We start from the raw sequence: 25,256 nt of genomic DNA, 5'->3' as shown, positions 1-25,256 counted from the left end.
GGTCCTCTTACTTCTGGGTGTTGTTTTGCGTGCTGGAAGACTGCTGCGCGTAGTAGGCAGCCACGTCGGCGATGTCCTGGTCGGTCAGGGTCGCGGCAATGCCACGCATGGTCGGGTGCTTGCGGTCGCCCTTCTGGTATTCCTTGAGCGCATTCTCGATGTACTTGGCGTTCTGGCCGCCGAGCAGGGGCACCTGGTACACCTCGGGGAAGGAGGCGCGATAGCCGGGAATCCCATGGCAACCAATACACATCGCGACCTTGTTTTTGGCGGCGTCCACATTGCCCTTGACTTCCTGGGCTTGCGCAGCGGTTGCGGCCGCACCCAGCACCACCATCGTGAGGAGCTTTTTCATTGTCGTAGCTGATTGGAAGTGTTAAACCCTGCGTGACCTGCCCAACCGGTCGGAAATGGCTTCAGAATGCGTCCGGCCGGACCGTATCTGCCCGCGGGTAGATGCGGTGCTGCCAGCATGCCGGATACCCGCGCGCCGTGGTAAGCGCTGCCGGTGCATCTCGGCGTTGTCTCCGCCTCATTCTGTAACCATCTCTTGTCATCGCCGCCTCCCGGCAAGGGCCGCGGGAGTGACAAGGCGGACAAAGCGAGGGGGGTGGAGTCTTGGACGTGGGGGGCGCGTCAAACCGCCGCATTGTACAGCACGCTGCACGTGGCAGTCCAGCATGGCACGGCGAGCCACACGCGAACCGAAAAGCTCTTTTATACTGGCCAATTCCGACACGCACAAACCCCTTCAGGTTGCCCCATGTCCAACACCACCAACGCCAGCCAGAACCAGCAAAACCGTTTCGAAGGCACGCAGCAATACGTCGCCACCGATGACCTCAAGCTGGCCGTGAATGCCGCCCGCGCCCTGCAGCGCCCGCTCCTGATCAAGGGCGAGCCCGGCACCGGCAAGACCATGCTGGCCGAGGAGGTGGCCGCGGCGCTCGGCATGCCGCTGCTGCAGTGGCACATCAAGTCCACCACCAAAGCGCAGCAGGGGCTGTATGAATACGACGCAGTGTCGCGCCTGCGCGATTCGCAACTCGGCGACGACCGCGTCCACGACATCCGCAACTACATCATCAAGGGCGTGCTTTGGCAGGCCTTCGAGGCCGACCAGCAGGTGGTGCTGCTGATCGACGAGATCGACAAGGCCGACATCGAATTCCCGAACGACCTGCTGCGTGAAATCGACCGCATGGAGTTCTATGTGTACGAGACGCGCGAGCTGGTCAAGGCGCGCCACCGCCCGCTGGTGATCATCACCTCGAACAACGAGAAGGAGCTGCCCGACGCCTTCCTGCGCCGCTGCTTCTTCCACTACATCAAGTTCCCGGATGCGGAGACCATGCAGCGCATCGTCGACGTGCACTATCCCGGCATCAAGCGCGAGCTGGTAGCCGCGGCGCTCGAGTCGTTCTACGAGATGCGCAACCTGCCGGGCCTGAAGAAGAAGCCCTCCACCTCGGAACTGATCGACTGGCTCAAGCTGCTGATGGCCGAGGACATCCCGCCCGAAGCGCTCAAGAGCCCGGACAAGAAGGCCGCGATCCCGCCGCTGCATGGCGCGCTGCTGAAGAACGAGCAGGACGTGCACCTGTTCGAGCGTCTCGTCTTCATGAACCGCGCCAACCGCTGAGCGCCACGCCATGGCACGCTTCATCGAACCCGTCACCCTGCGCGGCCAGCACGCCCTGCTGGAGCCGCTGCGCCCGGAGCATGAGGCCGAGGTACAGGCCGCCGTCGCCGATGGTGAGCTGTGGAAGCTCTGGTACACCTCGGTGCCGGCGCCGGACCAGGTGCGCGCATGGACCGACACCGCGCTGCAGATGCGCGAGCAGCAGGGCGCGATGCCGTTCGTGATCCGCGAGGTCCGCGATGGCGTGCCGGGCGCGGTAGTGGGCGCGACGCGTTACTTCAATATCGACGGTGCCAACCGGCGCCTGGAGATCGGCCATACCTGGCATGCGCAGCGCGTGCAGCGCAGCGCCGTGAACACCGAATGCAAGCTGATGCTGCTCACGCACGCGTTCGAGCAGCTGGCATGCATCGCCGTGGAGTTCCGCACGCACTGGATGAACCACCAGAGCCGCACCGCCATCGCCCGGCTTGGCGCCAAGCAGGACGGCGTGCTGCGCAACCACCAGCGCATGCCCGACGGTTCGCTGCGCGATACCGTGGTGTTCTCCATCATCGCCAGCGAATGGCCGACGGTGAAGCGCCACCTGCAATACCGCCTGGACCTGCCGGGGCGCGCCTCGTGAACCGGCACGCAAACCGCCGCACCCGTTGCGGGAAACTCTAAGCGAGCCCACCATGCTGATCGATTTTTTCTTCTCGCTGCGCCACGCCAAGCTGCCCGTCTCGGTCAAGGAATACCTGACCATGCTGGAAGCGCTCAAGGCCGAGGTGATCACGCCGTCGATCGACGAGTTCTACTACTTGTCGCGCATGACGCTGGTCAAGGACGAGAAGCACTTCGACAAGTTCGACCAGACCTTTGCCGCCTACTTCAAGGGCATCGAAAGCCTGGTCGACTGGAAATCCGACATCCCCCTGGACTGGCTGCAAAAGACGCTGGAGCGCGAGCTCTCGGCCGAGGAAAAGGCCAAGATCGAAGCCATGGGGGGCCTCGACAAGCTGATGGAGCGGCTCAAGCAGCTACTCGACGAGCAAAAGGAAAAACACGAGGGCGGCAACAAGTGGATCGGCACCGGCGGCACCTCGCCGTTCGGCCACGGCGGCTATAACCCGGAAGGCATCCGCATCGGCGGCCCGTCCAAGGGCAACCGCACCGCCATCAAGGTGTGGGAAACCCGCGCCTACAAGGACTACGACGACCAGGTCGAGCTCGGCACGCGCAATATCAAGGTGGCGCTGCGCCGCCTGCGCCGTTTCGCGCGCGAAGGCGCGGAAACCGAGCTGGACCTGGACGACACCATCCACTCCACCGCCGCCAATGCCGGCCTGCTCGACATCAAGCTGCGCCCGGAGCGCCACAACAAGGTCAAGGTGCTGATGCTGATGGACGTCGGCGGCTCGATGGACGACCACATCAAGCGCGTGGAGGAATTGTTCTCGGCCACCAAGACCGAGTTCAAGCACCTGGAGTACTACTACTTCCATAACTGCGTGTACGACTACGTGTGGAAGAACAATCGCCGCCGCCATGCGGAGAAGATCGCCACGTGGGACCTGATCCACAAGTACACGCCGGACTACAAGGTGATCTTTGTCGGCGATGCCACCATGAGCCCATACGAGATCCTGCAGCCCGGGGGCTCGGTGGAGTACAACAACCCCGAAGCCGGGGCGGTATGGCTCAACCGCCTGATCGAGCAGTTCCCGCGCTTCGTCTGGCTCAACCCCGAGCCCGAAGGCCTGTGGCAATACCGGCAGTCGGTGACGGTGATCAACCAGATCATGAAGTCGCGCATGTATCCGGTCACGCTCGGCGGACTGGAGCAGGCGATGCGTCTGCTCTCCAAGTAACGCCACCGGGTCTGGACTGCTGCCCCTGTGTTTCAGGCGCGCAGCAGTCCGCCCAGCATTCCCCCCTGCCCACCCTCGTCCCCCCGCCCGTCCCCCCGCCCGCGCCCGAACAGCGTGCGCGCCACGCGCTCGCTATCCAGCCCGAAGCTCTGTGCCGCTGCCGCGGCGATCAACCCATCCAGTTCCGTGGTCGGCGCCAGGTCGCGCCCCTGGTAAAGCGATCCCTGCGCCAGCCCCGGCCAGTCGGCCAGCACGCGCCCGCCTTTGACCCCGCCGCCCAGCAATATCGCCGCCGCGCCGGTGCCGTGATCGGTGCCGCCGGTGCCGTTGGCAGCGGCGGTGCGCCCGAACTCCGTGGCCACCAGCACGGTGGTGCGCTCCCATGACGGGCCCAGCCCGTCGCGCAGTGCTGCCAGCATGGTGTCCAGGGCCTTGAGGCGAGCCGCCAGGCGTGGCGCTTGCGCGCTGTGCGTATCCCAGCCGCCGGTCTCGATCATGGCAATGCGCGGCCCGTCCGCGCGCGCCAGGAAGCCGGCGGCGAGACGGCCGAGGCTTGCGGGGTCCTGGCGCGCACCGGCGTCGCCCGCCAGCCCGCGTGCCTGCATGGCTGCGTTCCAGAGCGGATGCAATTGCGGGTCCATCTCGTAGAGCTGCCCGACGCGCGCGAGCAGGTCATCAGGCGCTGACGGCAGTGCCGATGGCGCATAGGAGCCGACCTCCACCGGCCCGCGCAGCGCCGCCGGCACCGTGGGCGCGAAGGCGATGGCATTCTCGGGCCGCTTGGGCAGCAGGCTCAGCAGCCGGTTCATCCAGCCATCTTTCACCTGGTAAGGCGCGGCGCCGCCGGTCTCCAGCACGTTCTGGCCATCGAAGTGCGAACGCTCGCGGTATGGCGATGCCACCGCCTGCACGAACAGCGCCTGCCCGGCCGCGTACATCCGTGCCGTTTCCGTGAGCGCGGGATGCAGCGCGAACGTGCCATCGAGCTTGGTGGCTTGCGCCGCGTCGATGGCCAGTGCGCCACGCAGGCGGGCGTAACCAGGATCGGCGTAGGGAATGACCGTGTTCAGGCCATCGGCGGCGCCGCGCTGGATGACGAAGACGAAACGGCGATCGGAGTCGACGCTGGCGAGCGTGAGGCGCGGCAACGCAAGCATGGCGGCGGCACCGCCCGTCGCGCGAAGGAAATCTCGGCGGGAAAACATGGCAATCACCTCCGTTGAAAATCGGGCGACACCAGCAGCAAGGCCAGTGCGGTCTGCGCGCTTTCGGCACGCGCGATGGCGGCAGCGGTTGGTGCCGACAACGTGCCCGCAAGCAGCTTGGGGCCGAGCTCGCGCGCGTCGACCCGGTCGCCGACGCGCGCAGCCAGCCGCTGCGCCAGCTCAACCCGGCGCACCAGCGCATCGGGCGCGGCCCAGCTTGCGGCAATGTCGTCGTAGCCCGCTGGCGAGCCCGGCCGCCATACCGGCTGTCCGAGCTGGGTCAGCATAGGCGCGAAGTGCTGTGCGCCCGCCTCGCGCAAACCCAACCCGCGCAGGGAGGAAAGGGTCCACTCCCACGGCGTCTTGAATTTTGCCGGCTCGCTGGCCCAGGCCTCGGGCGACTGCACCAGCGCGCGGTACATCTCAGGCAGCGCGCCACCACTACGCAGGTACGCCTGCGACAAGCGCGCCACCAGCGCGGGCGGCGGCGCATCGGCAACGAAGTGGCGCACCAGCTTGGTGGCCAGGTGATTGGCCGTGGCCTCGCTCTGCGCAAGATCATGCAGCACGGCCAGCGCCTGCGCCTCGCCCTGCTGCGGGTAGCTGCGGCCGAGGATAGTGCGGGTGCCAGGCTCATGCACGCGCGCGCGGAACTGGAAGCGCCCGGGCTCGCCGTCGTCGCGCGCGCCCAGGCCGCCGATGCTCCAGCCGGTCAGCGCGCGTGCGAACTCGGTCACGTCGGCTTGCTGGTAGCCACTGCGCACGCCAAGCGTATGCAGTTCCATGATTTCGCGCGCGAGGTTTTCGTTCAATCCGAGCTGGCGCTCGGGTGCGCGCTGCGCAGCCACCCGCGCGGCCATGCTGTCGGGGCCGATCGAGCGGACCTGGTCCAGGAAGACCTGCATGGCGGGATGGCGCTCCACCGCGACCAGCATGTCCTCGAAGCGTCCGAGCACATGGGGACGGATCGCCTCGGCCTCGAAAGCGCCGGCCAGCGCTGCGACGGCCGGCTTCTCCACCGACACCGCAAAGTGGTTGGACCAGAAATGCACCAGCCGCTCGACGAACGGCGCTTGCGTGACCAGTGCACTGGTCACGCGCGCGTCGACGGCATCTCGATAGGCCTCGCGCGTCTCGCGCTGCAATTGCTGGCGCGCCGCGGTCTTGGCGTCGGCCTGCGCCTGGCGCACCTCGCGCTGCTGGGCGCCGAACTCGCCGGCCAGCGCGGCCGTGTCCGGCTGCGCGCTCCAGGCCGCCGGCCTGGCCTCGTAGTGCTCGAACTGGCCCAGCAGCCAGCCACGCGGATCGGCTGGCAGCGGCTCGTCCGGGCGCGCGCCCAGCCCGAACCGGTTGACCGCGACAGCCGCGGCCGTCATGGCGGTGTTTGTCATGCGTTGCTCCCCTGGGAAGTGCCTGCTGGCTTTATCGCTATCACTTTGTCGCTATCACTATCGCTATCGCCACTGTCATCGTGGTCGATCGCCGCATCATTGCGCCGCCTTCGCGGGCCGCGCCTGGCCGGTGCGCAGCGGGCCGCGCTGGACCAGTGCATCGGCCAGCGTCTGCCTATCCTCGGGCGACAGCGTGGCGGCGAAATCCACCACGCTGCTTTCCAGGCGGGCACGCACCGCGGCATCGGCCTCGCGCGTGCGGGCCAATGCCTCCGCCAGCGCGTCGCGCTCGAACTGCGGCTGCCTCAGCAATTGCTCCACCTGGTGGCGACCGTCGCGCGCGGCGTCCACATCGGCCCCCGCGGCACGGCGCGCCGCGCGCAAGCCTTGCAGGAATTGCCTGCGCTGCTCGGCCTCCAGCCCGTCGGCGGCAAAACGCAGGCCGCGCGGCTGCGCGGCCGCCTGGCGCTCCAGGGCGTACCAGCGATAGCCGCCACCGCCAATCGCGCCCAGCAGGAACACGTTGACCAGCACGGAGACCGCCAGCGCTACCTTGAGCCGCTTCGGCGTACGCTCGTTCATTCCTCGCTCCCGTTATGCGCCATGCCACCAAAGCCGGTCGGGGCATAGGGCAGATCGATAGCGGCCGGCGCCGGCACCGTGGCCAGCACGGCCGAGACCACCAACGCGCCCGCCAAGGTGCCGGCCAGGCCGACGCCGGCCAACCCTAGCCCGGACCACCACCACGGCGCGCGCGGCGCGGGCGCGCTCTGCGCAATGCGGCGCTGCAACGCCATCTCCGGGGCGGCCACCTGATGCGCGGCCAGCAAGCGGTCGAGCGCAGCGGCTTCGGCCAGCGCGCCAAGTTGCCCGGGCGCGGCAGCCATGGCCTGGCCCGCGGCTCGCTCCCGTTCGGGCCAGCGTGCCGGATCGGCACCATAGCTCTCGGTCAGTGCGCGAAATCTCTCGGGTGTCATCGCAAATCCTCATGATGGCCGTCTTGCATGAGCAAATCGCGCAGGTTGCGGCGTGCGCGAGCGAGCAAGCTTTCCAGCGCCTCGATGCTGATGCCCATCAGCGCGGCAGCCTCGCCATTAGGCAACTCCTGGTAATACTGCAGCACCAGCGCCTCGCGCTGGCGCGCGGGCAGCTTTGCCAGCGCCGCGCCTACGCGCGCGCCCTGCGCCACCGCATCCAGCGCTTGCTCGGGCCCGGCCCCGGGCTCCGCCTGCTCGGGCACCGGCTCCATGGCCTGCTCGCGCGTGCCGCGCAAGCGGTCGTAGCAAAGGTTCAGCGCCACACGATGCAGCCAGGTGTCAAAGCGCGCCCGCCCGGGTTGCCAGCGCGCGGCCTGCTTCCACAACCGCACGAAGACTTCCTGCGCCACGTCTTCCGCTTCGCCGCGGTCGCCCAGCATGCGCGTAGCCAGTGCCAGCACGCGCGGCAGCTTGCGCGAAACCATCTCGCGCACCGCGGCTGCATCATGCCTGCCGACCCGCGCCAGCAGGGCATCGTCCGGATCTGTGTCGCTCAATGGGTGTGGTTCCGCGTTGCCGGTTCGTCCTTCTCGCAAGCCGCGTCTTCGCTGGGGCCGGCGCGGCTTGCCCCGTCAGTAAACAAAAACCGGCGCGCGATAGTGATAGTAAGCGGGCCGGGCCGGCACAATCACACAGCCAGACAACGTGACGGCGACAAGCGCCGCGATCAGAAGGCTTTTCATCGGTTACCCCTTGCTGTGGTGACTGCCATCACACTTTACGAATGCCATGCCGCTCATGGCGCCCAATGCCCTTCGACCCAGCGCCATTGCGGGCCACGCGCCACCCAGTGCCCCGGCACCCAGCGATAGCCCGCCCTGGCCGGGCGCCAATGGCCGCCCACCCAGACGTAGGCGCCATTGCGCCATTGCCAGTGGCCCGGATCCCACACATAGCCGCCGCGCGCGGGCGGCAGGACCTCCTGGCGCATCGGCGGGGGCGCCGTGGGTGCGATCACGATGGTTTGAGCGAATGCCGGCGCCAGCGCGAACGCCGCCGTCACGGCAACGCCCAGGCGGGCAAGGCTAGATGAGAGGGGCATTGATCTGCGCATGAGAAGCTCCAGTCCACAATCCACAGCCTGGCGCGGTTTGCGCGCAGGCTTATCATGTTTGTCTGTCTGTCTCTTAAACGCAGGCGGGCGGAAAAAACCGTCGCGGAAAAGCGTAAGTTTTGATTACAGCGGCGGCGCGCGGCTCACGCCACCACGTCGACGCCTTCCATCACCCACTGGCGAAAGGTCTGCAGCGCCGGCAGATGCTGTTTCTGCTCGGGATAGCAGAGGTAGTAGCCCTTCTTGCTCAGCACCCGCGCCGGATGTGCCACTACCAGCACGCCGGTGGCGAGCTCCTCCTCGATCAGGCAGCGCGGGATCAGCGCGATGCCGAGCCCCGACATCGCCGCCTGCGTCAGCAGCGAGAACTGGTCGAAGCGCGCGCCGCTCCAGGCCTTGCGTGTCGCCACGCCAAGCTCGGCGAACCAGTCGGGCCAGGCTTCGGGTACGGTGGTGTGATGCAGCAGGGGAAAACGCAGCAGCGCCGAGGGCACGCGCGCCATGCCTTCCGGCTCGCCGGCCAGCAGGGCCGGGCGGCACACGGGCAGCACTTCGCGGCCAGTCATGTAGTCGGCAAGGCTGCCAGGCCACATGCCGTCACCGAAGCGGATGGCAGCATCGAGGTCGGGCTGGGAAAAATCGTAGCCCTGCGCGTGCGGCACGAATTCAAGGCTGACGTCGGGATGCTTCTCGAAGAATTGCGGCAAGCGCGGGATCAGCCACTTGGCACCCAGCGTGGGCATGCTGGCAATATGCAGGGTACCGCCGCGGCCCTGCCTGGCGATCAGTTCCACCGTGGCAGCCTCGATCTCGGTCAGGCTCGGGCGGATGCGGTCCAGGTAGCGCTGGCCGGCATCGGTCAGCATCAGGCGCTGTCGCACGCGCTCGAACAGTTCCACGCCCAGGAAGGCCTCCAGGCTGCGCACCTGCTTGCTCACGGCACCCTGGGTGACGTGAAGCTCCCGCGCCGCGGTGGTGAAGCTGTTGTAGCGTGCGGCTGCCTCGAAGGCCTGCAATTCAGTCAGCGACGGACATAAGCGTCGCATAGATAACCCCTTACTTCACTACCAAACGGAATGATCGCACGATTTTATTTCGTTTGCGGTGTGCCTGCACGAACAAGCAGAATCAGGGAAGCCTTTCTTTTCCGCGCTTTCACCGCTTTCACAGCTTTCACAGCTTTAATCGCTTTCCTTCTCTCCCCCCTCCATTCAGGAACCGAACCATGCAACGCCGTAACATGCTCCGCCTCCTTGCCGCCGCCACCGGCGCCGCCGCCGCCGGCCTGTCGCTGTCGGCCGCTGCCCAGGGCACGTACCCGACCAAGCCGATCTCGCTGGTTGTGCCGTTCCCGGCAGGTGGCACCACCGACATCGTGGCGCGCATCGTGGCCGACAAGCTCGGCCAGCAACTGGGCCAGACCGTGGTGGTGGACAACCGCGGCGGCGCCGGCGGCAGCATCGGTACCGGTTACCTGGCCAAGGCCGCGCCGGACGGCTACACCCTGGGCATCGCTACCGCGTCCACGCACGGCATCAACCCGGCCGTGTACCCGCGCCTGTCGTACGACGCCACCAAGGACTTCACCACCATCACCAACCTGGCTTCGGTGCCCAACGTGATGAGCATCAACCCGGCGGTGAAGGCCAACGACATGAAGGCCTTCATCGCGCTGGCCAAGGCCCAGCCGAACAAGATGGCCTACGGCTCGGCCGGCAACGGCAGCGTCTCGCACATGATGGGCGAACTGTTCAAGATGAGCAGCAAGACCGAACTGCTGCACGTGCCGTACAAGGGCGTGGGCCCGGCGCTCAACGATGCGCTGGCCAACCAGGTGCAGGTGCTGTTCGACAACCTGCCGTCCTCGCTGCCGTTCATCGAAGGCGGCAAGCTGCGCGCCCTGGCCGTGGCCTCGCCCAAGCGCGTGCCGGCCCTGCCCAATGTGCCGACGTTTGCCGAACTCGGCCTGCCTGAAGTCAACGACGCCGCCTGGTTTGGCCTGATCGCGCCGGCCAACCTGCCCGCCGACGTGCAAGCCAAGCTGCACGACGCCACCGTCAAGGTACTGGCGCTGCCCGAAGTAAAGGCTAAGCTGGAAAAGCTGGGCGCGGTGCCGGTTGGCAACACCCCGGCGCAATTCGCCGCGCAGATCAAGTCCGAAGTGGCGAAGAACAAGCGCATCGCCGCCGCAGCCAAGATCACCCTGGATTAAACGACGCACATCATGACGGAAGCAGACCGAAAGACCGGGCTCAGCCCTTACCTCCTGCAACTGCCGCAAGGCGAGAGCAGCCCGCTCTTTCTCGATTCGCCGCATAGCGCCACCAGCTACCCGGCCGATTTCCGGCCGGCGGCCGGCTTGCCCCTGCCGCTGCTGCGCCAGGCCGAAGACACCTTTGTCGACGAGCTGTACGCCGATGCTCCCGCACGCGGCATTGCGCTGCTGTGCGCGGGCTTCCCGCGCAGCTACCTCGATGCCAACCGCGGCATCGAGGAAATCGACGAAGCCCTGCTCGACGCGCCCTGGCCCGGCCCGCGCCAGGAAACCTCCAAGACCCGTCTTGGCAAGGGCCTGGTGTGGCGCGTGCTGGATACCGGCGAGGCCATCTACGACCGCAAGCTGAGCGTGGCCGAGGTGCAGGCGCGCATTGCGCAGTACTACCTGCCCTACTATGCGCAACTGCAAAAGCTGGCCGACCAGGCCATCGCCACGCACGGCAGCGCCTGGCACATCAACTGCCACTCGATGCCCAGCCAGGCGGCGCAGTACGCCACCGAGCATCCCGGGCTGCAGCATCCGGACTTCGTGGTGGGCGACCGCGACGGCACCACCTGCGACACGCGCTTCACGGACCGCGTGGAAGGCGTGCTCAAGGACATGGGCTACGACGTCTGGCGCAACCACCCCTACAAGGGCGTGGAAATCGTGCGCGTGGTGGGCCAGCCGGCGCAAAAGCGCCACAGCCTGCAGCTTGAGATCAACCGCAAGCTGTACATGGACGAAGTCGGCCTGGTGCACAACGCGGGCTTCGGCAAGTTGAAGGCAGACCTCAACGCGCTGCTGGACGACCTCAAGGCCTTCGTCAAGACGATCTGAGCGGGTTCAGCGTTTTCGCATTCGAAGGCGTTGAACACCGTGAGGCCCGCCGCGCATTGCGTGGCGGGCCCAACCGGCACCCGCGCCGGGCTCACTCGTGCCGCACTCGAGTATCACCCCTCGCGCCGTCATCCCCGGGCGGCCCGTGCAGCAGGGCAAAACACTGCCCTGTGCTGCCCTACGCTGCACTCTGCTGCACATCCCGCATGCATTCCCTTCGGGTAGAACCCTTATGTGGGGAGATTTCGGAACTTTGCCGCATGGGTTTCCTCTATCATGGCAGACCTTTGCCAACCCCTTACGCTCCAAAGCAAGACGATCCCGTGATCCGACGAATCTCTGACCTCCTCAGCAGCCGGCTGTGTGCGTTCGCTGCTGCAGTGGCAGGTGCGATCGCCCTGGTGGGCTGCGCCGATACCCCGCTCAATGATCGCGACGCCGTGGTGTCTCCCGGCATCGCCACCCCGGCAGCCGCTGCCAACTCCGCATCCACCCGCCCCGCGCCGACCCCGCCCGCCACCCCCGCACCGCCCACTAAGACCGTGACCCTGCCCGCGCAAGGCCGCGTGAGCCTGGCCGAGTACCGTGCGCAGATGCGCGAGCAACTGATGCAGACCGAGAACGCCAGCGCGGATGTGGCCGATTGCGCCGCGCACGCCAGCTGGGTCGTGCCGCGCTCGGCCACCTACGACGCATTGAAGATCCCCACCGGCGCGCTCGGCGCCGGCCAGGCCACCGTCGAGCCATGGGACGGCCGCTTCTCGCAAGGCAAGCAAGCGGTGCCGGTCAGCTCGGTGGTGACATTTTCCGCGACCGCGCACAAGCGCCGCGCCGAAGCCCAGTGGGAACCGGTCAAGGTGCGCTGCGGCTATGCCGACGGCATGATGCTGGCCTATGAATTGCTCGATGGCAGCGGCACCGTCATCAGCGAGCCGGCGGCAGCGCCCGCGGTGCGCAGCAGCGGCGGCAGCAATACGCGCCAGGCCACCAGCAGCAAGGGCCACAAGGGCAGCAAGGCAAGCAAGTCCGGCTCCGGCAAGGCCACCAAGTCGACCTCCTCGTCCAGGTCGAGCAGCAGCAAATCGACGGCCAAGAGCAGCAGCGCCAAGACCAGCAAGGCCACCGCCAGCAAGTCGACCACCAAGAAGCCGCACTGAGGCCCGCCCAGGCGCTTCGGCCCCGCACCTGGCCCGTCCGACGGCGGCCAGGTGCCTGGGGTCACATCCTCAGCCCAGTTGCGCCAGCACCGCCTGCAGCATCGCAGCGCCCAGCAGGGCGCTGCGCGCGCCATTCCATCCCACCGCCGGGTCGGGCTGGTCGGCATTGTCCTTGAACGGCATCTCCAGCGTCAGCGACAGGCAGCCAAAGGTATGGCCGATGTACTTCGAGGCCAGCTTGAGTGCGTCCTGGTTGTACTTGCTGGCAGCGTAGCCGTGCACGTCCTGGAAGTCCGGCGTGGCGCGCTTGAACGCGTCGATGAAACGCAGTTGCTCGGCCTTCTGCACCTCGGTAAAGCCGGGCAGCATCTCGCTGCCCGCGACGAAGTTATACGGCAGGCCCTCGTCGCCATGGATGTCGAAGAACATGTCGCAGCCGGTGGCCTCGATGGCACGGCGCACGTGATACACCTCCGGGCTGGTCTGCTCGCTGGGGGCCATCCATTCGCGATTGAGGTTGGCGCCCGCCGCATTGGTGCGCAGGTTGCCACGCGCCGAGCCGTCCGGGTTCATGTTCGGCACGATGTGGAACACGGCGCGCTCCAGCAGGCGGCGCGCCACCGGGTCGCCGGCCCACATGCCAGTGCCCGTCAGGCGCTGCAGCACGCCCTCGCAGAACCATTCCGCCATGGATTCGCCGGGATGCTGGCGCGCGATCATCCAGATGGCCTTCTTGCCGTCGCCAGGCGTGCCGACCGTGACCGCGGTCATGTCGCGGCCGTCCACCGTGCTGCCCAGGTGTGAGAGCCGCGCCAGCGGCGAACGCTGGCAGGTGGCCAGCAGGGACAGGTGGCGGTCCTCGGAGTAGGGCTCGAAGTAGGCCAGCCACACGCTGTCATGCTCGGGCGTGAAGGCCACCGTCATGGTGCTGCCATCGAAGCTGGTCGGCACGCGGAACCAGTGCGCGCGGTCATAGGAGGCCACGGCCTGGTAGCCACGCCAGCCGTCGGGGTAGGTGCAGTCGCCGGCATTGAGGAACTGCAGGCGGCACGCCTGGCCGGCCGCGCCCTGCAGCCGGAAATGGAACCACTGGCGGAACTCTGCATGCGAGTCTGCCCGGATGCGCAGGCGGATGTCGCTCGCCTGCGCAAGCGATTCGACTTCAATGGCGCCCGAATCGAAGCTGGCGGAAATATGCAGGGCTGAACTCATGATGTGGCGTCTCGCAAGGTTCGGGCTGGGATGCCTGTAGGCCATCCCTGGCGCTGGGTTCGGGGGCGATCGGGCGTATCCGGGGCGTGCGTCAGTCTTCGAGGCGGCGGCGGAAGACCCAGCGGGCGTCGTCGGATGCCGCGGCATCGAAGGCGTAGCCATGCTCGGCGAAACGCTTGAGCTTGGCCGGCTCGGTGATGCGATGCGTCACCGCGTAGCGGGCCATGAAGCCGCGCGCCCGCTTGGCGTGGAAGGAAATGATCTTGTAGCGGCCGCCCTTCCAGTCCTCGAACACCGGCGTGACGATCCTGGCGCCAAGCACCTTGGGACGCACCACCTTGAAGTATTCCTCGGAGGCCAGGTTGACCAGGGCCGGGCTGCCTTCTGCCTTCAGTGCCTTGAAGTCATCGTTGAGCAACTGCGTGACGTCATCGCCCCAGAACGCATAGAGATCCTTGCCTGCCACGTTGTCCAGGCGCGTGCCCATCTCCAGCCGGTAGGGCTGCATCCAGTCGAGCGGGCGCAGCACGCCGTAGAGGCCGGACAGGATGCGCACATGCTTCTGCGCGAAGCCAACGTCATCGTCCGACAGGCTGGACGCGTCGAACCCCTCGTACACATCGCCGTTGAAGGCGAGCACGGCCTGCTTGCTGTTGGCCGCGGTAAATTCCGGCGACCAGTCGCCGTAGCGGGTGGCGTTGAGCACCGCGAGCTTGTCGGAGATGTCCATCAGCGCCCCGATATCCTGCGGCGCGAGCTTGCGCAGACGCTCGATCAGCACCGCCGAACGGTCGATAAAACGGGGCAGCGTATGGGTCTTCAGACGCGGGGGCGTCTCGTAGTCGAGCGACTTGGCAGGGGACAAGACGATGAGCATGGCAAAATCGCGGCAAACACAAAGGCCTGATTGTAACGAATGCACCCCGACTCCACCGCAGCACCCCTCAATTCCCCGCCGGCCCCACAGGCCATTCCCGTCCCCGGCCCGCTGGCACCGCGGGTCGTGCTCGACTCCAACATCTGGGTCGACCTGCTGGTCTTTGCGGATCCGCACGTCGAGCCGATCCGGGCCGCGCTGGACACCGGCGCCATTGCGGCGGTGATCCGCGCCGATTGCCGCGAGGAGTTGCGCCGAGTGCTGGCTTATCCGCAATTTGCCCATTTTGGTGTCGATATTCCCGCCGCCATGGCCACAGTCGACCGGCTGACCACCCGCATCGCCATCCCGGAAGAAGCCGACATCGCAGCGGCCCGCCTGCCGCGCTGCCGCGATACCGACGACCAGAAGTTCATCGAGCTGGCGCACTTTGCCCAGGCCGCCTGCCTGGTCTCCAAGGACAAGGCCGTGCTCAAGCTCAAAGGCCGCCTGCGCCGCCAGAGCGGCGTGGACATCCTGCTGCCCCAGGCCTTCGCCAGCTGGCTGACGGCGCGCGAGGAGGCCGCGGCACAGGCGCCGGCCGATCCCCGCTAGAATGCCAGCATCGTTTTCCGACCATCCCGACCGCCCAGCCTGACGCAGCTTCCCATGCCCACGAATCTCTCCGCCCAGCCCGGCACCCTTGCTCCCCTCACGCCGCCGGCTTCGCGCCTGCCCAAGGTCGGCACCACCATCTTTACCGTGATGTCGGCGCTGGCCGCCGAGCGCAATGCCGTCAACCTCGGCCAGGGCTTCCCGGATTTCGACTGCGCCCCGAAGATCGTCGATGCCGTCGCGCAAGCCATGCGCGCTGGCCTGAACCAGTACCCGCCGATGGCGGGCGTGCCCAAGCTGCGCCAGGCCATCGCCGGCAAGATCGGCAAGCTGTACGGCCATGCCTACGACTGGGACAGCGAGATCACGGTCACGGCGGGCGCCACCCAGGGCATCCTGACCACTATCCTGTGCGCCGTGCATCCGGGCGATGAAGTGATCGTGCTGGAACCCTGCTACGACAGCTACATCCCCGCGATCGAAATGGCCGGTGGCAAGGTCGTGTCGGTGGCCCTTGACGCGCCGCACTTCCACATCCCCTTTGACCGCCTCGCCGCCGCGATCACGCCGCGCACGCGGATGCTGCTGATCAACACGCCGCACAACCCCACCGGCACCATCTGGCGCGCCGGCGACATGGATCGCCTGGCCGGACTGCTGGCGGGCACCGACATCCTGCTGCTGTCAGACGAGGTGTACGAGCACATGGTGTTCGACGGCCAGCAGCACCAGTCGGTATCGCGTCACCCGGAGCTGGCACGCCGCAGCTTCGTGGTATCGAGCTTCGGCAAGACCTACCACGTGACTGGCTGGAAAGTGGGCTATGTGGCCGCGCCGGCCGCGCTCTCGGCCGAGTTCCGCAAGGTGCACCAGTTCAATGTGTTCACGGTGAACACCCCGGTGCAGCATGGCCTGGCCGACTACATGGCGGACCCGGCGCCCTACCTGGACCTGGCGGGCTTCTACCAGGCCAAGCGCGATTTCTTCCGCGCCGGGCTGGCCGGCACGCGCTTCAAGCTGCTGCCGTCAGACGGCACCTACTTCCAGTGCGTGGACTACTCCGCCATCTCGGACATGAGCGAGGCGGACTTCTCGATGTGGCTCACGCGCGAGATCGGCGTGGCGGCGATTCCGGTTTCGGCGTTTTACTCGCAGCCGCGGGAGTCTGGGGTGGTGCGGTTCTGTTTTGCCAAGAAGGAAGAGACGCTGGCGCTGGCGTTGGAGAGATTGAAGCGGCTGTAAGTGGGATGACGGTTTGACTGTAACTGCAACTGCAACTGCTTAAATTCAAGGACAAAGTCAAAAGCAGTTTCACCTCCCCTGCGGGGAGGCGACCTCCTTTATTGTCTCGCCAAGAAAGGAGGCAAAGAAGGCGACCCGGATGGGGCGAAAGACTCCTCGTCGTCAGGCCAAAAGAGCGGCCGGAGGCCAAACTCGCATCGCCTTAGGGCGATACTCAAACATGGCCTCCTCTTTTCCGCTCTTTTGGCCTGACGACGAGGCGCCCCATAACGGGAGATCACACCTTCACGGCTCGCTTCGCATCGCGCGGCGTCTCGCCTTACTTCCGGCCGCTCAGCATCAGCTCGGTATTCGCCTTGCGATCCTCATTCACCTTTTGCACCGTCGGGCGCTCCGACATGCGCTTGAGGTACGCCTTGACCGGCAGGTCGGCCAGCATGTCCGTACCGTAGATGATCTTGGTGCAAGACGAGATCAGCGGAAAGTGCACCACCGCGGCGCAGTCCGCCAGCGTAAAGGTGTCGCCCGCCAGGTAGGGCGAGAACTTCGCCAGCTTGGCGAAGGCGGGGATATAGCGTTCCAGCAGCTTTTTCTGGCGTTCCTTGACGCCATCGCTGACCTTGCCGCCGAAAAACGCTTCAGCGTAAAGCTCGCGCGCGGTCAGCTCCAGGTACAGCTCCAGGAAGGTCACCAGTTCGCGCACCTTGGCCGCCTCGTAGGGGCTGGCGGGCAGCAGCGGCGCTTGCGGGTAGGTCGCCTCGATATAGGCGTCCAGTACTTCGGACTCGCATAGCGGGCCGTGATCGGTGATCATGTAGGGCACCTTGCCCAGCGGCGAGGCTTCGAGATCGGTCTTGCCGATCCAGGCCAGCTCCTCCTCGAACGGCAGGTTCTTTTCCAGCAAGGCCAGCTTGACCTTGTTGTAGTAGTTGCTGGCGGCAAAACCACAGAGTTTCAGCATGTCGTCTCTCTCCTCGTTATGGCGTGATTGGCGTGATTGGCAACCCACCGGGTGGATCGCGATGAAATCAGGGGCTAAGGTAACCTGCCCACACACAGGCAAGCAGGCATTGTGTGCCATGACAGACTCTGGCGGTCCGCGTTGGCCGATCAGCGCACGCCGCCTGCATCGCCCCACTGTCGCGGATGATGCAAAAAACGTACGATCGTGCTAATTTAACCACACTTTTCTGGACGCACTATGAGCACTTTCACCATTGACTCGCTGGGCATCGTCGGCACCGGCGCCATGGGCCGGGGCATTGCCCAGATCGCCGCGCAGGCCGGGCTGACCGTCAGCCTGTACGACACCAACCCGCAAGCCGTGGCCGCCGCCCGGCAATACCTGCAGGATACGTTCGCCAAGCTGGCCGAAAAGGGCAAGATGAGCGCCGAGGACGGCGCCGCCGCGCTGGCCCGCGTGCTGCCCTGCAATGCCCTGGAAGACCTGGCGGGCTGCGACATGGTGCTCGAGGCCATCGTCGAAAAGCTCGAAGTCAAGCGTGACCTGGTGGCCAAGCTCGAAGCCATCCTGCGTGCGGATGCCGTGATTGCCTCCAACACGTCGTCGCTGTCGATCACCGCGATCGCGGTGGGCGCCAAGCAACCTGGCCGCATCGCCGGCTATCACTTCTTCAACCCGGTGCCGCTGATGAAGGTGGTCGAGGTGATCGACGGCCTGTCCGGCGACCCCGCCGTGGGTGACGCGCTGATGGCCCTGTCGCGCCGCCTGGGCCATACCCCGGTGCGCTGCAAGGACATGCCCGGCTTTATCGTCAACCATGCCGGGCGCGGCATGAACATCGAAGGCCTGAAGGTCGCGCAGGAAGGCGTGGCCGGGTTCGCCGACATCGACGCCATCATGCGCGAGCAGGCGGGCTTTCGCATGGGCCCGTTCGAGCTGATGGACCTGACCGGGCTGGACGTGTCGCACCCGGTGATGGAATCCATCTACAACCAGTTCTACCAGGAACCGCGCTACCGCCCGTCGCCCATCACGGCGATCCGCTCGGTGGGCGGCCTGATCGGCCGCAAGGCCGGCGCCGGTTTCTACCGCTATGCCGACGGCCAGAAGCAGCTGCCCGCCACCGCCGCCGTGCCCACCGCGCGCCCGGCCAGCGTCTGGGTCAGCCTTGCCGACGAACGCGGCCACGGCATGGCGGTCAAGCTGCTGCTCTCGCTGGGCATCACGCCCGAAGCCGGCAACCGGCCCTCGGACGACGCCCTGATCGTGGTCACGCCGCTGGGGCTGGACGCCACCACCTGCGCCCTGCATGAGGGCCTGGACCCCACCCGCGTGGTCGCCATCGACACGCTGCTGCCGTTCGAAGCCACCAAGCGCCGCACGCTGATGACCACGCCGGCCACGTCAGCCGCCATGCGCGAGGCCGCGCACGGCGTGTTCGGCAGCGACGGCGTGCCCGTGACCGTGATCCGCGACTCGGCCGGCTTCGTGGCCCAGCGCATCATCAGCTGCATCGTGAACATCGCCAGCGACATCGCGCAACAGCGCATTGCCACGCCGGTGGACATCGACCTCGCCGTCAACCTGGGCCTGGGCTACCCCAAGGGCCCGCTGGCGCTGGGCGACGTGATCGGCCCGCATCTGGTGCTGACCGTGCTGCGCAACCTGGAACGCCTGACCGGCGACATGCGCTACCGCCCCAGCCCGTGGCTGTGGCGCCGCGCCGGCCTCGGGCTGTCGCTGCTGGCCGAAGAGCAGTAAGAACCGCGACCGCAGGCTTGTTTTGGCCTGCGGTCGTTTCGTATCCGACACCGCGTTGCATCGTTGCATTCGCGCATCCGCACAGGCCGCCATGACCGCACAGCTGTTATCCGAACGCGTCGACACCACCCTGGTGCTGACCATCTCGAACCCCGAGGCACGCAACGCGCTGCATCCGGACATCTACGCGGCCTCGCAGGAAGCGCTTGAGCTGGCCTCGCGCGACGACGAAATCCGCGCGGTGGTGATCACCGGCGCGGATGGCGTGTTCTGCGCCGGCGGCAACCTCAACCGCCTGCTTGGCAACCGCGCCAAGCCGCGCGAGGTGCAAGCCGAGAGCATCGAAGTCCTGAACCACTGGATCGAAACGCTGCACGCCTTCCCCAAGCCGATCATCGCTGCCGTGGAAGGCCCCGCCGCGGGCGCCGGCTTCTCGCTGGTGCTCGCCTGCGATTTCGTGGTGGCCGCCAGCGACGCCAAGTTCGTGATGGCCTACGTCAACGTTGGCCTCACGCCTGACGGCGGCGGCTCGTACGAGCTGGCCCGTGCCCTGCCCCGGCAGCTCGCCTCCGAACTGATCATGGAAGGCAAGCCCGTGGATGCCGCGCGCCTGGCCCATTTCGGGCTGGTCAACCGCGTGGTGCCGCCCGGCCAGGCGCTGACCGAAGCGCTGCGCCTGGGCGAATCGCTGGCCACGCGCTCGCCGCACGCCATGGGCCGCATCAAGGGCCTGATCAACCACGCCGCCACCGCCAGCCTGACCGAGCACCTGGCGCAAGAGCGCGACAACTTCGTGGCCGCGCTGCATCACAAGGATGGCGGCGAAGGCATCAGCGCCTTCCTGGAAAAGCGCAAGCCGAACTACCGCTGAGCCGCCCTGCCCGCCGGGTTCGCCAACGCGCGCACCCGGCCTCGCAATGCCACGCCAACGATGCCCGCGCAGACGGGTACAGCAGCACAAGCACCGGAGACTTGCATGGAATTGCCGCCCTCGCCCCGCCGCCGCATCTACCTGATGCGCCATGGCGCGGTGACCTACTTCGACGAGACCGGGCGCCCTGCGCTGCCCGAGCTGGTGCCGCTCAACGATACCGGGCGCGAACAGGCCAGCGCGGCTGGCCGTGCGTTTGCCGCCGAGAACATCCGCTTCGACCGCATCATCGTCAGCGGGCTGCCGCGCACGGTGGAAACCGCCGAGCGCGTGCTGGCGGAGTTGCCCGGCATGGCCGATGCCGCGATGGAAACCTGGCCCGAGCTGCAGGAAATCCGCGGTGGCAAGCTGCAAGGCATCAGCGACGACAAGCTGCGCGACGCCTTTATCGGTGCCTTTGAAGGCGAAGTGCCCGAAGACAAGCGCTTCCTCGATGGCGAAAGCGTGGGCGAATTCCTCGACCGCGTGCTGCCCGCCCTGCGCCGCCTGCGCGACGACCCGAACTGGGACACCGCCCTGCTGGTCCTGCATGGCGGCACCAACCGCGCCATCCTCTCCCACGCCATCACCTGCGGGCGCCGCGTGTTCTTCGGCAGCCTGATGCAAACCGCCGGCTGCATCAATGTGCTCGACGTGGGCGACGAGCCACTGGACTGGGTGGTGCGCATGATGAATTACTCGCCGCCCACGCCCGTGCACAGCGGTACGCGCCACACCACCATGGAAGTGTTGCTGCATCAATACCTGCGCTTTCGCGACCTGCGCGGGCCGGCCAGCTAGCCACGCCGCACAGAGATAAAGATAAAACGGACAAGACGGACAAGACAGACGTATTCGAATCTCGGAAAACCCGGAACATACCGAAAACACGGAGACAGCATGAGCACCAACGTTTCGAATTTCGAAGGCACCCGCGAGGTAGCCGAGCAGCAACGCTTTGACCTGGCCGCGCTGGAAGCCTGGATGCGCGAGCATGTTGCCGGCTTTGCCGGCCCGCTCTCCATCGAGCAGTTCAAGGGCGGGCAGTCCAACCCCACGTTCAAGCTGATCACACCTGGCCAGACCTACGTGATGCGCGCCAAGCCGGGCCCCAAGTCCAAGCTGCTGCCTTCGGCCCACGCCATCGAGCGCGAATACCGCGTGATGGCCGCGCTGGCCGGCACCGATGTGCCGGTGGCCAGGATGTATGCGCTGTGCGAAGACGAAGCCGTGATCGGCCGCGCCTTCTACATCATGGAATTCGTCGCCGGCCGCGTGCTGTGGGACCAGTCGCTGCCCGACATGACACCGGCCGAGCGCGCCGCCATCTACGACGAGATGAACCGCGTCATCTCCGCGCTGCACACCGTCGACTACAAGGCCATCGGCCTGGGCGACTACGGCAAGCCGGGCAACTACTTCTCGCGCCAGATCGAGCGCTGGACCAAGCAATACAAGCTGTCCGAGACCGAGAGCATCCCGGCCATGGACTCGCTGATGGCCTGGCTGCCCGAGCATATCCCGCAGGAAGACGCCGATCTCACGTCCATCGTGCATGGCGACTACCGGCTCGATAACCTCATGTTCCACCCCACCGAGCCGCGCGTGCTGGCCGTGCTCGACTGGGAACTGTCCACGCTGGGGCACCCGATGGCCGACTTCGGCTATCACTGCATGAGCTGGCACATTGCCCCGGGACAGTTCCGCGGCATCGCTGGCCTGGACCATGCCGGGCTCGGCATCCCTGACGAGGCCGCGTACCGCCGCACCTACGAGCAACGCACTGGCCGGCCGATCACCGGCGACTGGAATTTCTACCTGGCGTTCAGCATGTTCCGGATTGCCGGCATCCTGCAGGGGATCATGAAGCGCGTGGTGGACGGGACGGCTTCCTCCGCGCAGGCCGCGGATGCAGGAAAGCGTGCCCGGCCGATGGCGGAAATGGGCTGGGAGTACGCAAAAAAGGCCAAGCAATAACAATCTGCCGCTTCGCCGGGATCATCAGGAAACCTCTTCCCCCAGCGCGGGGAAGAGGTTTTTTTACGACGCAAGTTATCGTATCAGAGGATGTGTAGCCCTTGTTTCGGCAACAAACTCATCGCGACTCTCACCAGGTTCGCCATCCTTCACGCCTGAAATCCCGTTAAAAGAATACCCTGGACCTGCCCCCGAACTTCCGGCTATGATCCTACATATACGACAACATACAACTAAGACAAAGCCGGAGACAACGCCAATGCCAAGCAGCCGCCGCACCTTCCTGACCCAACTCTCGACCCTGGGCGCAACCGCCACGCTGGGCAGCCTCGGCGCAGCCGGCACGCTGCTGTCGTCCCCGGCGAAAGCCGCCGACTGGCCTACCCGACCGATCCGGCTGGTTGTGCCCTATCCCGCCGGCGGTTCCTCCGACATCATTGCCCGCCTGATCAGCCGCCAGCTTGGCGAGGCCCTCGGCCAGCCCATCGTGGTGGATAACCGCCCGGGCGCCAACGGCAATATCGGCGCCGCCATGGTCGCGCAGGCCGGCACCGACAATCACACATTGCTGCTGTGCGACGTTGGCGCGCTGGCCATCAGCCCGTCGGTCTACACCAAACTCACGTTCGATCCGGGCAAGGACCTGAAGGGCGTGTCCATGCTGGCGTACTCGCCGCATTTGCTGGTGGTCCATCCTTCGGTGCAGGTCAGCAACCTCAAGGAACTGGTGGACCTGTCCAAGCGCACCCAGCTCAACTTTGCCGTGACCGCCATCGGCAGCGCGCCGCACCTGGCGGGCGTGGCGGTGGCGCAGGCTACCGGCGCGAAGTGGCAATACGTGCCATACAAAGGCGGTGCGCAGGCGGTGGCCGATACCGTGGGCGGCACCGCCCAGGTGCTGATGAACGGCATGCTGGCGACGCTGCCCCAGGTGCAGGCCGGCAAGCTGAAGGTGATCGCGGTATCCAAGAAGACCCGCATGCCGCTGGTGGGCCAGGTGCCGACCATTGCCGAGCAAGGGGTGCCAGGCTTCGAGTCGGGCACCTGGCAAGGCGTGATGGCGCCGGCGGGCATGCCCGATACGCTGGTGGCACGCATCAGCAGCGAACTGATCCGCATCATCCGCTTGCCGGAAGTGCGCGCGCAGCTCGCTGGCCAGGGTGCGGAAGTGGTGACCATGACGCCGGCGGAGACAAACAAGTTCTTCGTCGCCGAGCGTGCGCGCTGGGCCACCGTGGTGAAGCAGGCCGACATCCGGCTCGACTGACCCGCGCCGGATCTTGGCGCGTTCTGACTTTTTTTGATCGCGCTTAACCCCTTGCGCCAGGCTGCCTCGTTTCACTGACAGCGCCCTGCCGCCGGCATCGCCGGCGCGGCCCTTCAGGAGAAAAGAACATGCTTAAGCGCTTGGGAGCCTTGGCCATTGCCTTTGCGGTGGCCGCTTGCGGTGGTCCGTCCACCACTGCCCCTACCCCGCCGGATCTGCCCGCGCGCGCCGGCAACGCGCCACCGGCCACGCAGCCGGTGGCAACGCCCCCGGTTGCCCCGGCCGCTCCCGTGCAGTCCGTGCCCACCGTGCCCAAGGCAGAGGCCCGCGACACCGCGCCTGCCGCCAAGCAGGCTGTCGCCGGCGCCGTGGCCAATGCCTACGCGCCTGCCATGCGCGCCATGCCTGCGGCGCCCATGACCCTGCTGGCACGCCCCATGCCCTACCCGCAGCCACAGCCCGGGCCAGACCGCGAGCGCTATGGCGCCATCGACGAGAACGGCGTGCAACAGGTAGCGCAAGCGCCTGTCTCCACCTTCAGCATCGACGTCGACACCGGCAGCTACAGCAATGTGCGCCGCCTGCTCAATGCCGGCCGGCTGCCACCGGCCGATGCGGTGCGCGTGGAGGAAATGGTCAACTACTTCCCGTACGACTACGCGCAGCCGCGCGACGGCCGCCCCTTTGTCGTGCACGCTGACGCCGCGCCCGCGCCATGGCAAGCGCGCAACGTGCTGCTGCGCATCGGCATCAAGGCGGCCGACGCGGCGCGTGACAGCCTGCCGCCGGCCAACCTGGTCTTCCTGGTCGATGTGTCGGGGTCGATGTATTCGCCCGACAAGCTGCCGCTGCTGAAGTCCTCGCTCAAGCTGCTGACCAACGCGCTGCGCGCGCAGGACCGCATCACGCTGGTGACCTACGCCAGTGGCACGCGCGTGGTACTGCCGCCGACGTCGGGCAGCGACAAGGCTACCATCTCGTCGGCCATCGATTCGCTGGTAGCGGGCGGCTCGACTTCCGGCGCGAGCGGCATCGCGCTGGCCTACCAGGCAGCGCAGCAGAGCTTTATCGCGGGCGGAATCAACCGCGTGCTGTTAGCCACCGATGGCGACTTCAACGTGGGCATCACCGACTTCCGCCAGCTCAAGGCCCTGGTCGCAGAGAAGCGCAAGTCCGGCGTTTCGCTGTCCACGCTGGGCTTTGGCACCGGCAACTACAACGACCAGCTGATGGAGCAACTGGCCGACGCGGGTGACGGCGCCTACTCGTACATCGACAACCTGATGGAAGGCCAGAAGGTGCTGGCCGAAGAGTTCAGCTCCACGCTGGCGACGGTGGCGCGCGACGTCAAGATCCAGGTCGAGTTCAACCCCGCCACGGTCAAGGAATACCGCCTGATCGGCTATGAAAACCGCGCGCTCAAGCGCGAGGATTTCAACAACGACCAGGTCGACGCCGGCGACATCGGCGCCGGCCACACCGTGACAGCCCTCTATGAGCTGACGCTGGCGGGCCAGCCCGGCCTGATCGACCCACTGCGCTACCAGCCGGCCAGCCCCTTGGCCCAGCCGGGCAAGGGCGCCGCTGGCGAGCTGGCCCACATCAAGCTGCGCTACAAGCTGCCGCAGGCGCAAGCCAGCGAGCTGATCGACCTGGCCGTGCAGGACAGCGCGGTGCGGCCGCTGGCGCAGGCCGACGACGCCATGCGCTTCGCCGTGGCGGTAGCCGGCTTCGGCCAGGTACTGCGTGGCGGCAATCATGTCAACGGCTGGACCTACGCCGACGCGCGCACCCTGGCGCTCGGCGCGCGCGGCACCGACCGCTTTGGCTACCGTGGCGAATTCATCAAGCTGGTCGACCTGGCGCAGGCCCTGTCGACGCGCGCACCGCTGGCACAAGGCGGCGAGCCTGCCAGGGAGCCGCCACGCTGAAGCCGCCTTGCCCGCCATCCGCCGGGTTGCCCGCGCGCAGGCACCCGGCACGGACAGCCCCTCGCAGCGGCGCGCGGGGCTGTCA

Annotated in this window: 25 protein-coding genes; 14 read left to right on the top strand and 11 right to left on the bottom strand. The window is 66.7% G+C overall.

Features of this window, described 5'->3' with window-relative positions:
• Window positions 1-7: 7 nt before the first annotated feature.
• A complete protein-coding gene (locus F7R26_RS06125) occupies window positions 8-355 on the bottom strand; it encodes a c-type cytochrome (RefSeq protein ID WP_043344837.1) in 348 nt (115 codons plus the stop codon).
• Between the two features lie 408 nt (window positions 356-763).
• Here F7R26_RS06125 and F7R26_RS06120 point away from each other — a divergent pair, with 408 nt between their 5' ends.
• Genes F7R26_RS06120 through F7R26_RS06110 form a run of 3 tightly spaced genes read left to right on the top strand, consistent with a single transcriptional unit; the run spans window position 764 to window position 3,495 of the window.
• Complete coding sequence (locus F7R26_RS06120) at window positions 764-1,642, top strand: AAA family ATPase (protein ID WP_043344836.1); 879 nt, start codon at window positions 764-766, stop codon at window positions 1,640-1,642.
• A gap of 10 nt (window positions 1,643-1,652) precedes the next feature.
• Window positions 1,653-2,267, top strand: coding sequence for a GNAT family N-acetyltransferase (locus F7R26_RS06115; protein ID WP_150983805.1), 615 nt, complete (start codon window positions 1,653-1,655; stop codon window positions 2,265-2,267).
• Window positions 2,268-2,319: 52 nt separating this feature from the next.
• Window positions 2,320-3,495, top strand: coding sequence for a vWA domain-containing protein (locus F7R26_RS06110; protein WP_006156773.1), 1,176 nt, complete (start codon window positions 2,320-2,322; stop codon window positions 3,493-3,495).
• A gap of 32 nt (window positions 3,496-3,527) precedes the next feature.
• Here F7R26_RS06110 and F7R26_RS06105 read toward each other — a convergent pair whose 3' ends face one another.
• The 7 genes from F7R26_RS06105 to gcvA form a co-directional block, all read right to left on the bottom strand.
• On the bottom strand, window positions 3,528-4,700 hold the full coding sequence (locus tag F7R26_RS06105; RefSeq protein WP_241754438.1) for a DUF1501 domain-containing protein: 1,173 nt from the start codon (window positions 4,698-4,700) through the stop codon (window positions 3,528-3,530).
• A gap of 5 nt (window positions 4,701-4,705) precedes the next feature.
• Window positions 4,706-6,091, bottom strand: coding sequence for a DUF1800 domain-containing protein (locus F7R26_RS06100; RefSeq protein WP_150983804.1), 1,386 nt, complete (start codon window positions 6,089-6,091; stop codon window positions 4,706-4,708).
• A 96-nt stretch (window positions 6,092-6,187) separates the two neighbouring features.
• Window positions 6,188-6,673: a periplasmic heavy metal sensor gene (locus F7R26_RS06095; RefSeq protein WP_150983803.1), complete on the bottom strand. Its 486-nt coding sequence runs from the start codon at window positions 6,671-6,673 to the stop codon at window positions 6,188-6,190.
• Window positions 6,670-7,068 carry a hypothetical protein gene (locus F7R26_RS06090; RefSeq protein WP_150983802.1) on the bottom strand — a complete coding sequence of 133 codons (399 nt, stop codon included), beginning with the start codon at window positions 7,066-7,068 and terminating at the stop codon, window positions 6,670-6,672. The genes F7R26_RS06095 and F7R26_RS06090 overlap by 4 nt, the downstream gene beginning before the upstream one ends.
• Window positions 7,065-7,625 carry an RNA polymerase sigma factor gene (locus tag F7R26_RS06085; protein ID WP_241754437.1) on the bottom strand — a complete coding sequence of 187 codons (561 nt, stop codon included), beginning with the start codon at window positions 7,623-7,625 and terminating at the stop codon, window positions 7,065-7,067. The genes F7R26_RS06090 and F7R26_RS06085 overlap by 4 nt, the downstream gene beginning before the upstream one ends.
• Window positions 7,626-7,864: 239 nt before the next feature.
• Window positions 7,865-8,170, bottom strand: coding sequence for a YXWGXW repeat-containing protein (locus F7R26_RS06080; protein ID WP_150983800.1), 306 nt, complete (start codon window positions 8,168-8,170; stop codon window positions 7,865-7,867).
• 155 nt (window positions 8,171-8,325) lie between these two features.
• Window positions 8,326-9,228, bottom strand: a complete 903-nt coding sequence (gene gcvA, locus F7R26_RS06075) for a transcriptional regulator GcvA (protein WP_150983799.1) — start codon at window positions 9,226-9,228, stop codon at window positions 8,326-8,328.
• A gap of 179 nt (window positions 9,229-9,407) precedes the next feature.
• Here gcvA and F7R26_RS06070 point away from each other — a divergent pair, with 179 nt between their 5' ends.
• The 3 genes from F7R26_RS06070 to F7R26_RS06060 all read left to right on the top strand — a co-directional run bounded on the left by F7R26_RS06070 (window position 9,408) and on the right by F7R26_RS06060 (window position 12,436).
• The gene (locus F7R26_RS06070; protein WP_150983798.1) at window positions 9,408-10,394 is read left to right on the top strand and encodes a tripartite tricarboxylate transporter substrate binding protein BugE; all 987 of its coding nucleotides are present in this window, start codon (window positions 9,408-9,410) and stop codon (window positions 10,392-10,394) included.
• 12 nt (window positions 10,395-10,406) lie between these two features.
• On the top strand, window positions 10,407-11,279 hold the full coding sequence (locus F7R26_RS06065) for an N-formylglutamate amidohydrolase (RefSeq protein ID WP_150983797.1): 873 nt from the start codon (window positions 10,407-10,409) through the stop codon (window positions 11,277-11,279).
• Window positions 11,280-11,602: 323 nt separating this feature from the next.
• Window positions 11,603-12,436: a BspC domain-containing protein gene (locus tag F7R26_RS06060; RefSeq protein WP_416351309.1), complete on the top strand. Its 834-nt coding sequence runs from the start codon at window positions 11,603-11,605 to the stop codon at window positions 12,434-12,436.
• Between the two features lie 69 nt (window positions 12,437-12,505).
• On the opposite strand, the gene F7R26_RS06055 is transcribed toward F7R26_RS06060, so the two are convergent.
• Together F7R26_RS06055 and yaaA are read right to left on the bottom strand one after the other, a co-directional pair.
• Entirely contained in the window at window positions 12,506-13,648 is a 1,143-nt protein-coding gene (locus F7R26_RS06055; protein ID WP_150983796.1) for a M14 family metallopeptidase, read from the bottom strand.
• 91 nt (window positions 13,649-13,739) lie between these two features.
• Window positions 13,740-14,525 (bottom strand): peroxide stress protein YaaA, encoded by a 786-nt coding sequence (yaaA, locus tag F7R26_RS06050; RefSeq protein WP_150983795.1) that lies wholly within the window; start codon window positions 14,523-14,525, stop codon window positions 13,740-13,742.
• Between the two features lie 39 nt (window positions 14,526-14,564).
• On the opposite strand from yaaA, the gene F7R26_RS06045 reads away from it, so the two are divergent.
• The gene (locus tag F7R26_RS06045) at window positions 14,565-15,119 is read left to right on the top strand and encodes a putative toxin-antitoxin system toxin component, PIN family (RefSeq protein ID WP_416351308.1); all 555 of its coding nucleotides are present in this window, start codon (window positions 14,565-14,567) and stop codon (window positions 15,117-15,119) included.
• Window positions 15,120-15,173: 54 nt separating this feature from the next.
• On the top strand, window positions 15,174-16,361 hold the full coding sequence (locus tag F7R26_RS06040; RefSeq protein ID WP_150983794.1) for a pyridoxal phosphate-dependent aminotransferase: 1,188 nt from the start codon (window positions 15,174-15,176) through the stop codon (window positions 16,359-16,361).
• Between the two features lie 319 nt (window positions 16,362-16,680).
• Here F7R26_RS06040 and F7R26_RS06035 read toward each other — a convergent pair whose 3' ends face one another.
• Window positions 16,681-17,322, bottom strand: coding sequence for a glutathione S-transferase (locus tag F7R26_RS06035; RefSeq protein WP_150983793.1), 642 nt, complete (start codon window positions 17,320-17,322; stop codon window positions 16,681-16,683).
• Window positions 17,323-17,562: 240 nt separating this feature from the next.
• On the opposite strand from F7R26_RS06035, the gene F7R26_RS06030 reads away from it, so the two are divergent.
• From F7R26_RS06030 to F7R26_RS06005, 6 genes are all read left to right on the top strand, one after another.
• Window positions 17,563-19,086, top strand: coding sequence for a 3-hydroxyacyl-CoA dehydrogenase (locus F7R26_RS06030; RefSeq protein ID WP_150983792.1), 1,524 nt, complete (start codon window positions 17,563-17,565; stop codon window positions 19,084-19,086).
• A 91-nt stretch (window positions 19,087-19,177) separates the two neighbouring features.
• Entirely contained in the window at window positions 19,178-19,957 is a 780-nt protein-coding gene (locus F7R26_RS06025) for an oxepin-CoA hydrolase, alternative type (RefSeq protein ID WP_150983791.1), read from the top strand.
• A 105-nt stretch (window positions 19,958-20,062) separates the two neighbouring features.
• Window positions 20,063-20,797, top strand: coding sequence for a histidine phosphatase family protein (locus F7R26_RS06020; RefSeq protein ID WP_150983790.1), 735 nt, complete (start codon window positions 20,063-20,065; stop codon window positions 20,795-20,797).
• A gap of 99 nt (window positions 20,798-20,896) precedes the next feature.
• Window positions 20,897-21,973: a phosphotransferase gene (locus F7R26_RS06015; protein ID WP_150983789.1), complete on the top strand. Its 1,077-nt coding sequence runs from the start codon at window positions 20,897-20,899 to the stop codon at window positions 21,971-21,973.
• Between the two features lie 259 nt (window positions 21,974-22,232).
• Window positions 22,233-23,240, top strand: a complete 1,008-nt coding sequence (locus tag F7R26_RS06010; RefSeq protein ID WP_150983788.1) for a Bug family tripartite tricarboxylate transporter substrate binding protein — start codon at window positions 22,233-22,235, stop codon at window positions 23,238-23,240.
• A gap of 128 nt (window positions 23,241-23,368) precedes the next feature.
• Window positions 23,369-25,171, top strand: a complete 1,803-nt coding sequence (locus tag F7R26_RS06005) for a vWA domain-containing protein (protein ID WP_150983787.1) — start codon at window positions 23,369-23,371, stop codon at window positions 25,169-25,171.
• The last annotated feature ends 85 nt before the right edge of the window (window positions 25,172-25,256 follow it).

The sequence above is a fragment of the Cupriavidus basilensis genome, assembly GCF_008801925.2.
GTDB lineage: Bacteria > Pseudomonadota > Gammaproteobacteria > Burkholderiales > Burkholderiaceae > Cupriavidus > Cupriavidus basilensis.
Note: the sequence above shows the minus strand (reverse complement) of the source record. Positions and strands in the feature narration are given on the sequence as shown.

Coding starts and splice junctions, on each gene's coding strand:
- F7R26_RS06090 (WP_150983802.1), bottom strand. CDS start 7,068: ATGACACCCGAGAGATTTCGCGCACTGACCGAGAGCTATGGTGCCGAT.
- F7R26_RS06080 (WP_150983800.1), bottom strand. CDS start 8,170: ATGCCCCTCTCATCTAGCCTTGCCCGCCTGGGCGTTGCCGTGACGGCG.
- yaaA (WP_150983795.1), bottom strand. CDS start 14,525: ATGCTCATCGTCTTGTCCCCTGCCAAGTCGCTCGACTACGAGACGCCC.
- F7R26_RS06100 (WP_150983804.1), bottom strand. CDS start 6,091: ATGACAAACACCGCCATGACGGCCGCGGCTGTCGCGGTCAACCGGTTC.
- F7R26_RS06015 (WP_150983789.1), top strand. CDS start 20,897: ATGAGCACCAACGTTTCGAATTTCGAAGGCACCCGCGAGGTAGCCGAG.
- F7R26_RS06030 (WP_150983792.1), top strand. CDS start 17,563: ATGAGCACTTTCACCATTGACTCGCTGGGCATCGTCGGCACCGGCGCC.
- F7R26_RS06105 (WP_241754438.1), bottom strand. CDS start 4,700: ATGTTTTCCCGCCGAGATTTCCTTCGCGCGACGGGCGGTGCCGCCGCC.
- F7R26_RS06125 (WP_043344837.1), bottom strand. CDS start 355: ATGAAAAAGCTCCTCACGATGGTGGTGCTGGGTGCGGCCGCAACCGCT.
- gcvA (WP_150983799.1), bottom strand. CDS start 9,228: ATGCGACGCTTATGTCCGTCGCTGACTGAATTGCAGGCCTTCGAGGCA.
- F7R26_RS06040 (WP_150983794.1), top strand. CDS start 15,174: ATGCCCACGAATCTCTCCGCCCAGCCCGGCACCCTTGCTCCCCTCACG.
- F7R26_RS06095 (WP_150983803.1), bottom strand. CDS start 6,673: ATGAACGAGCGTACGCCGAAGCGGCTCAAGGTAGCGCTGGCGGTCTCC.
- F7R26_RS06020 (WP_150983790.1), top strand. CDS start 20,063: ATGGAATTGCCGCCCTCGCCCCGCCGCCGCATCTACCTGATGCGCCAT.
- F7R26_RS06045 (WP_416351308.1), top strand. CDS start 14,565: ATGCACCCCGACTCCACCGCAGCACCCCTCAATTCCCCGCCGGCCCCA.
- F7R26_RS06055 (WP_150983796.1), bottom strand. CDS start 13,648: ATGAGTTCAGCCCTGCATATTTCCGCCAGCTTCGATTCGGGCGCCATT.
- F7R26_RS06005 (WP_150983787.1), top strand. CDS start 23,369: ATGCTTAAGCGCTTGGGAGCCTTGGCCATTGCCTTTGCGGTGGCCGCT.
- F7R26_RS06035 (WP_150983793.1), bottom strand. CDS start 17,322: ATGCTGAAACTCTGTGGTTTTGCCGCCAGCAACTACTACAACAAGGTC.
- F7R26_RS06070 (WP_150983798.1), top strand. CDS start 9,408: ATGCAACGCCGTAACATGCTCCGCCTCCTTGCCGCCGCCACCGGCGCC.
- F7R26_RS06120 (WP_043344836.1), top strand. CDS start 764: ATGTCCAACACCACCAACGCCAGCCAGAACCAGCAAAACCGTTTCGAA.
- F7R26_RS06110 (WP_006156773.1), top strand. CDS start 2,320: ATGCTGATCGATTTTTTCTTCTCGCTGCGCCACGCCAAGCTGCCCGTC.
- F7R26_RS06115 (WP_150983805.1), top strand. CDS start 1,653: ATGGCACGCTTCATCGAACCCGTCACCCTGCGCGGCCAGCACGCCCTG.
- F7R26_RS06065 (WP_150983797.1), top strand. CDS start 10,407: ATGACGGAAGCAGACCGAAAGACCGGGCTCAGCCCTTACCTCCTGCAA.
- F7R26_RS06025 (WP_150983791.1), top strand. CDS start 19,178: ATGACCGCACAGCTGTTATCCGAACGCGTCGACACCACCCTGGTGCTG.
- F7R26_RS06010 (WP_150983788.1), top strand. CDS start 22,233: ATGCCAAGCAGCCGCCGCACCTTCCTGACCCAACTCTCGACCCTGGGC.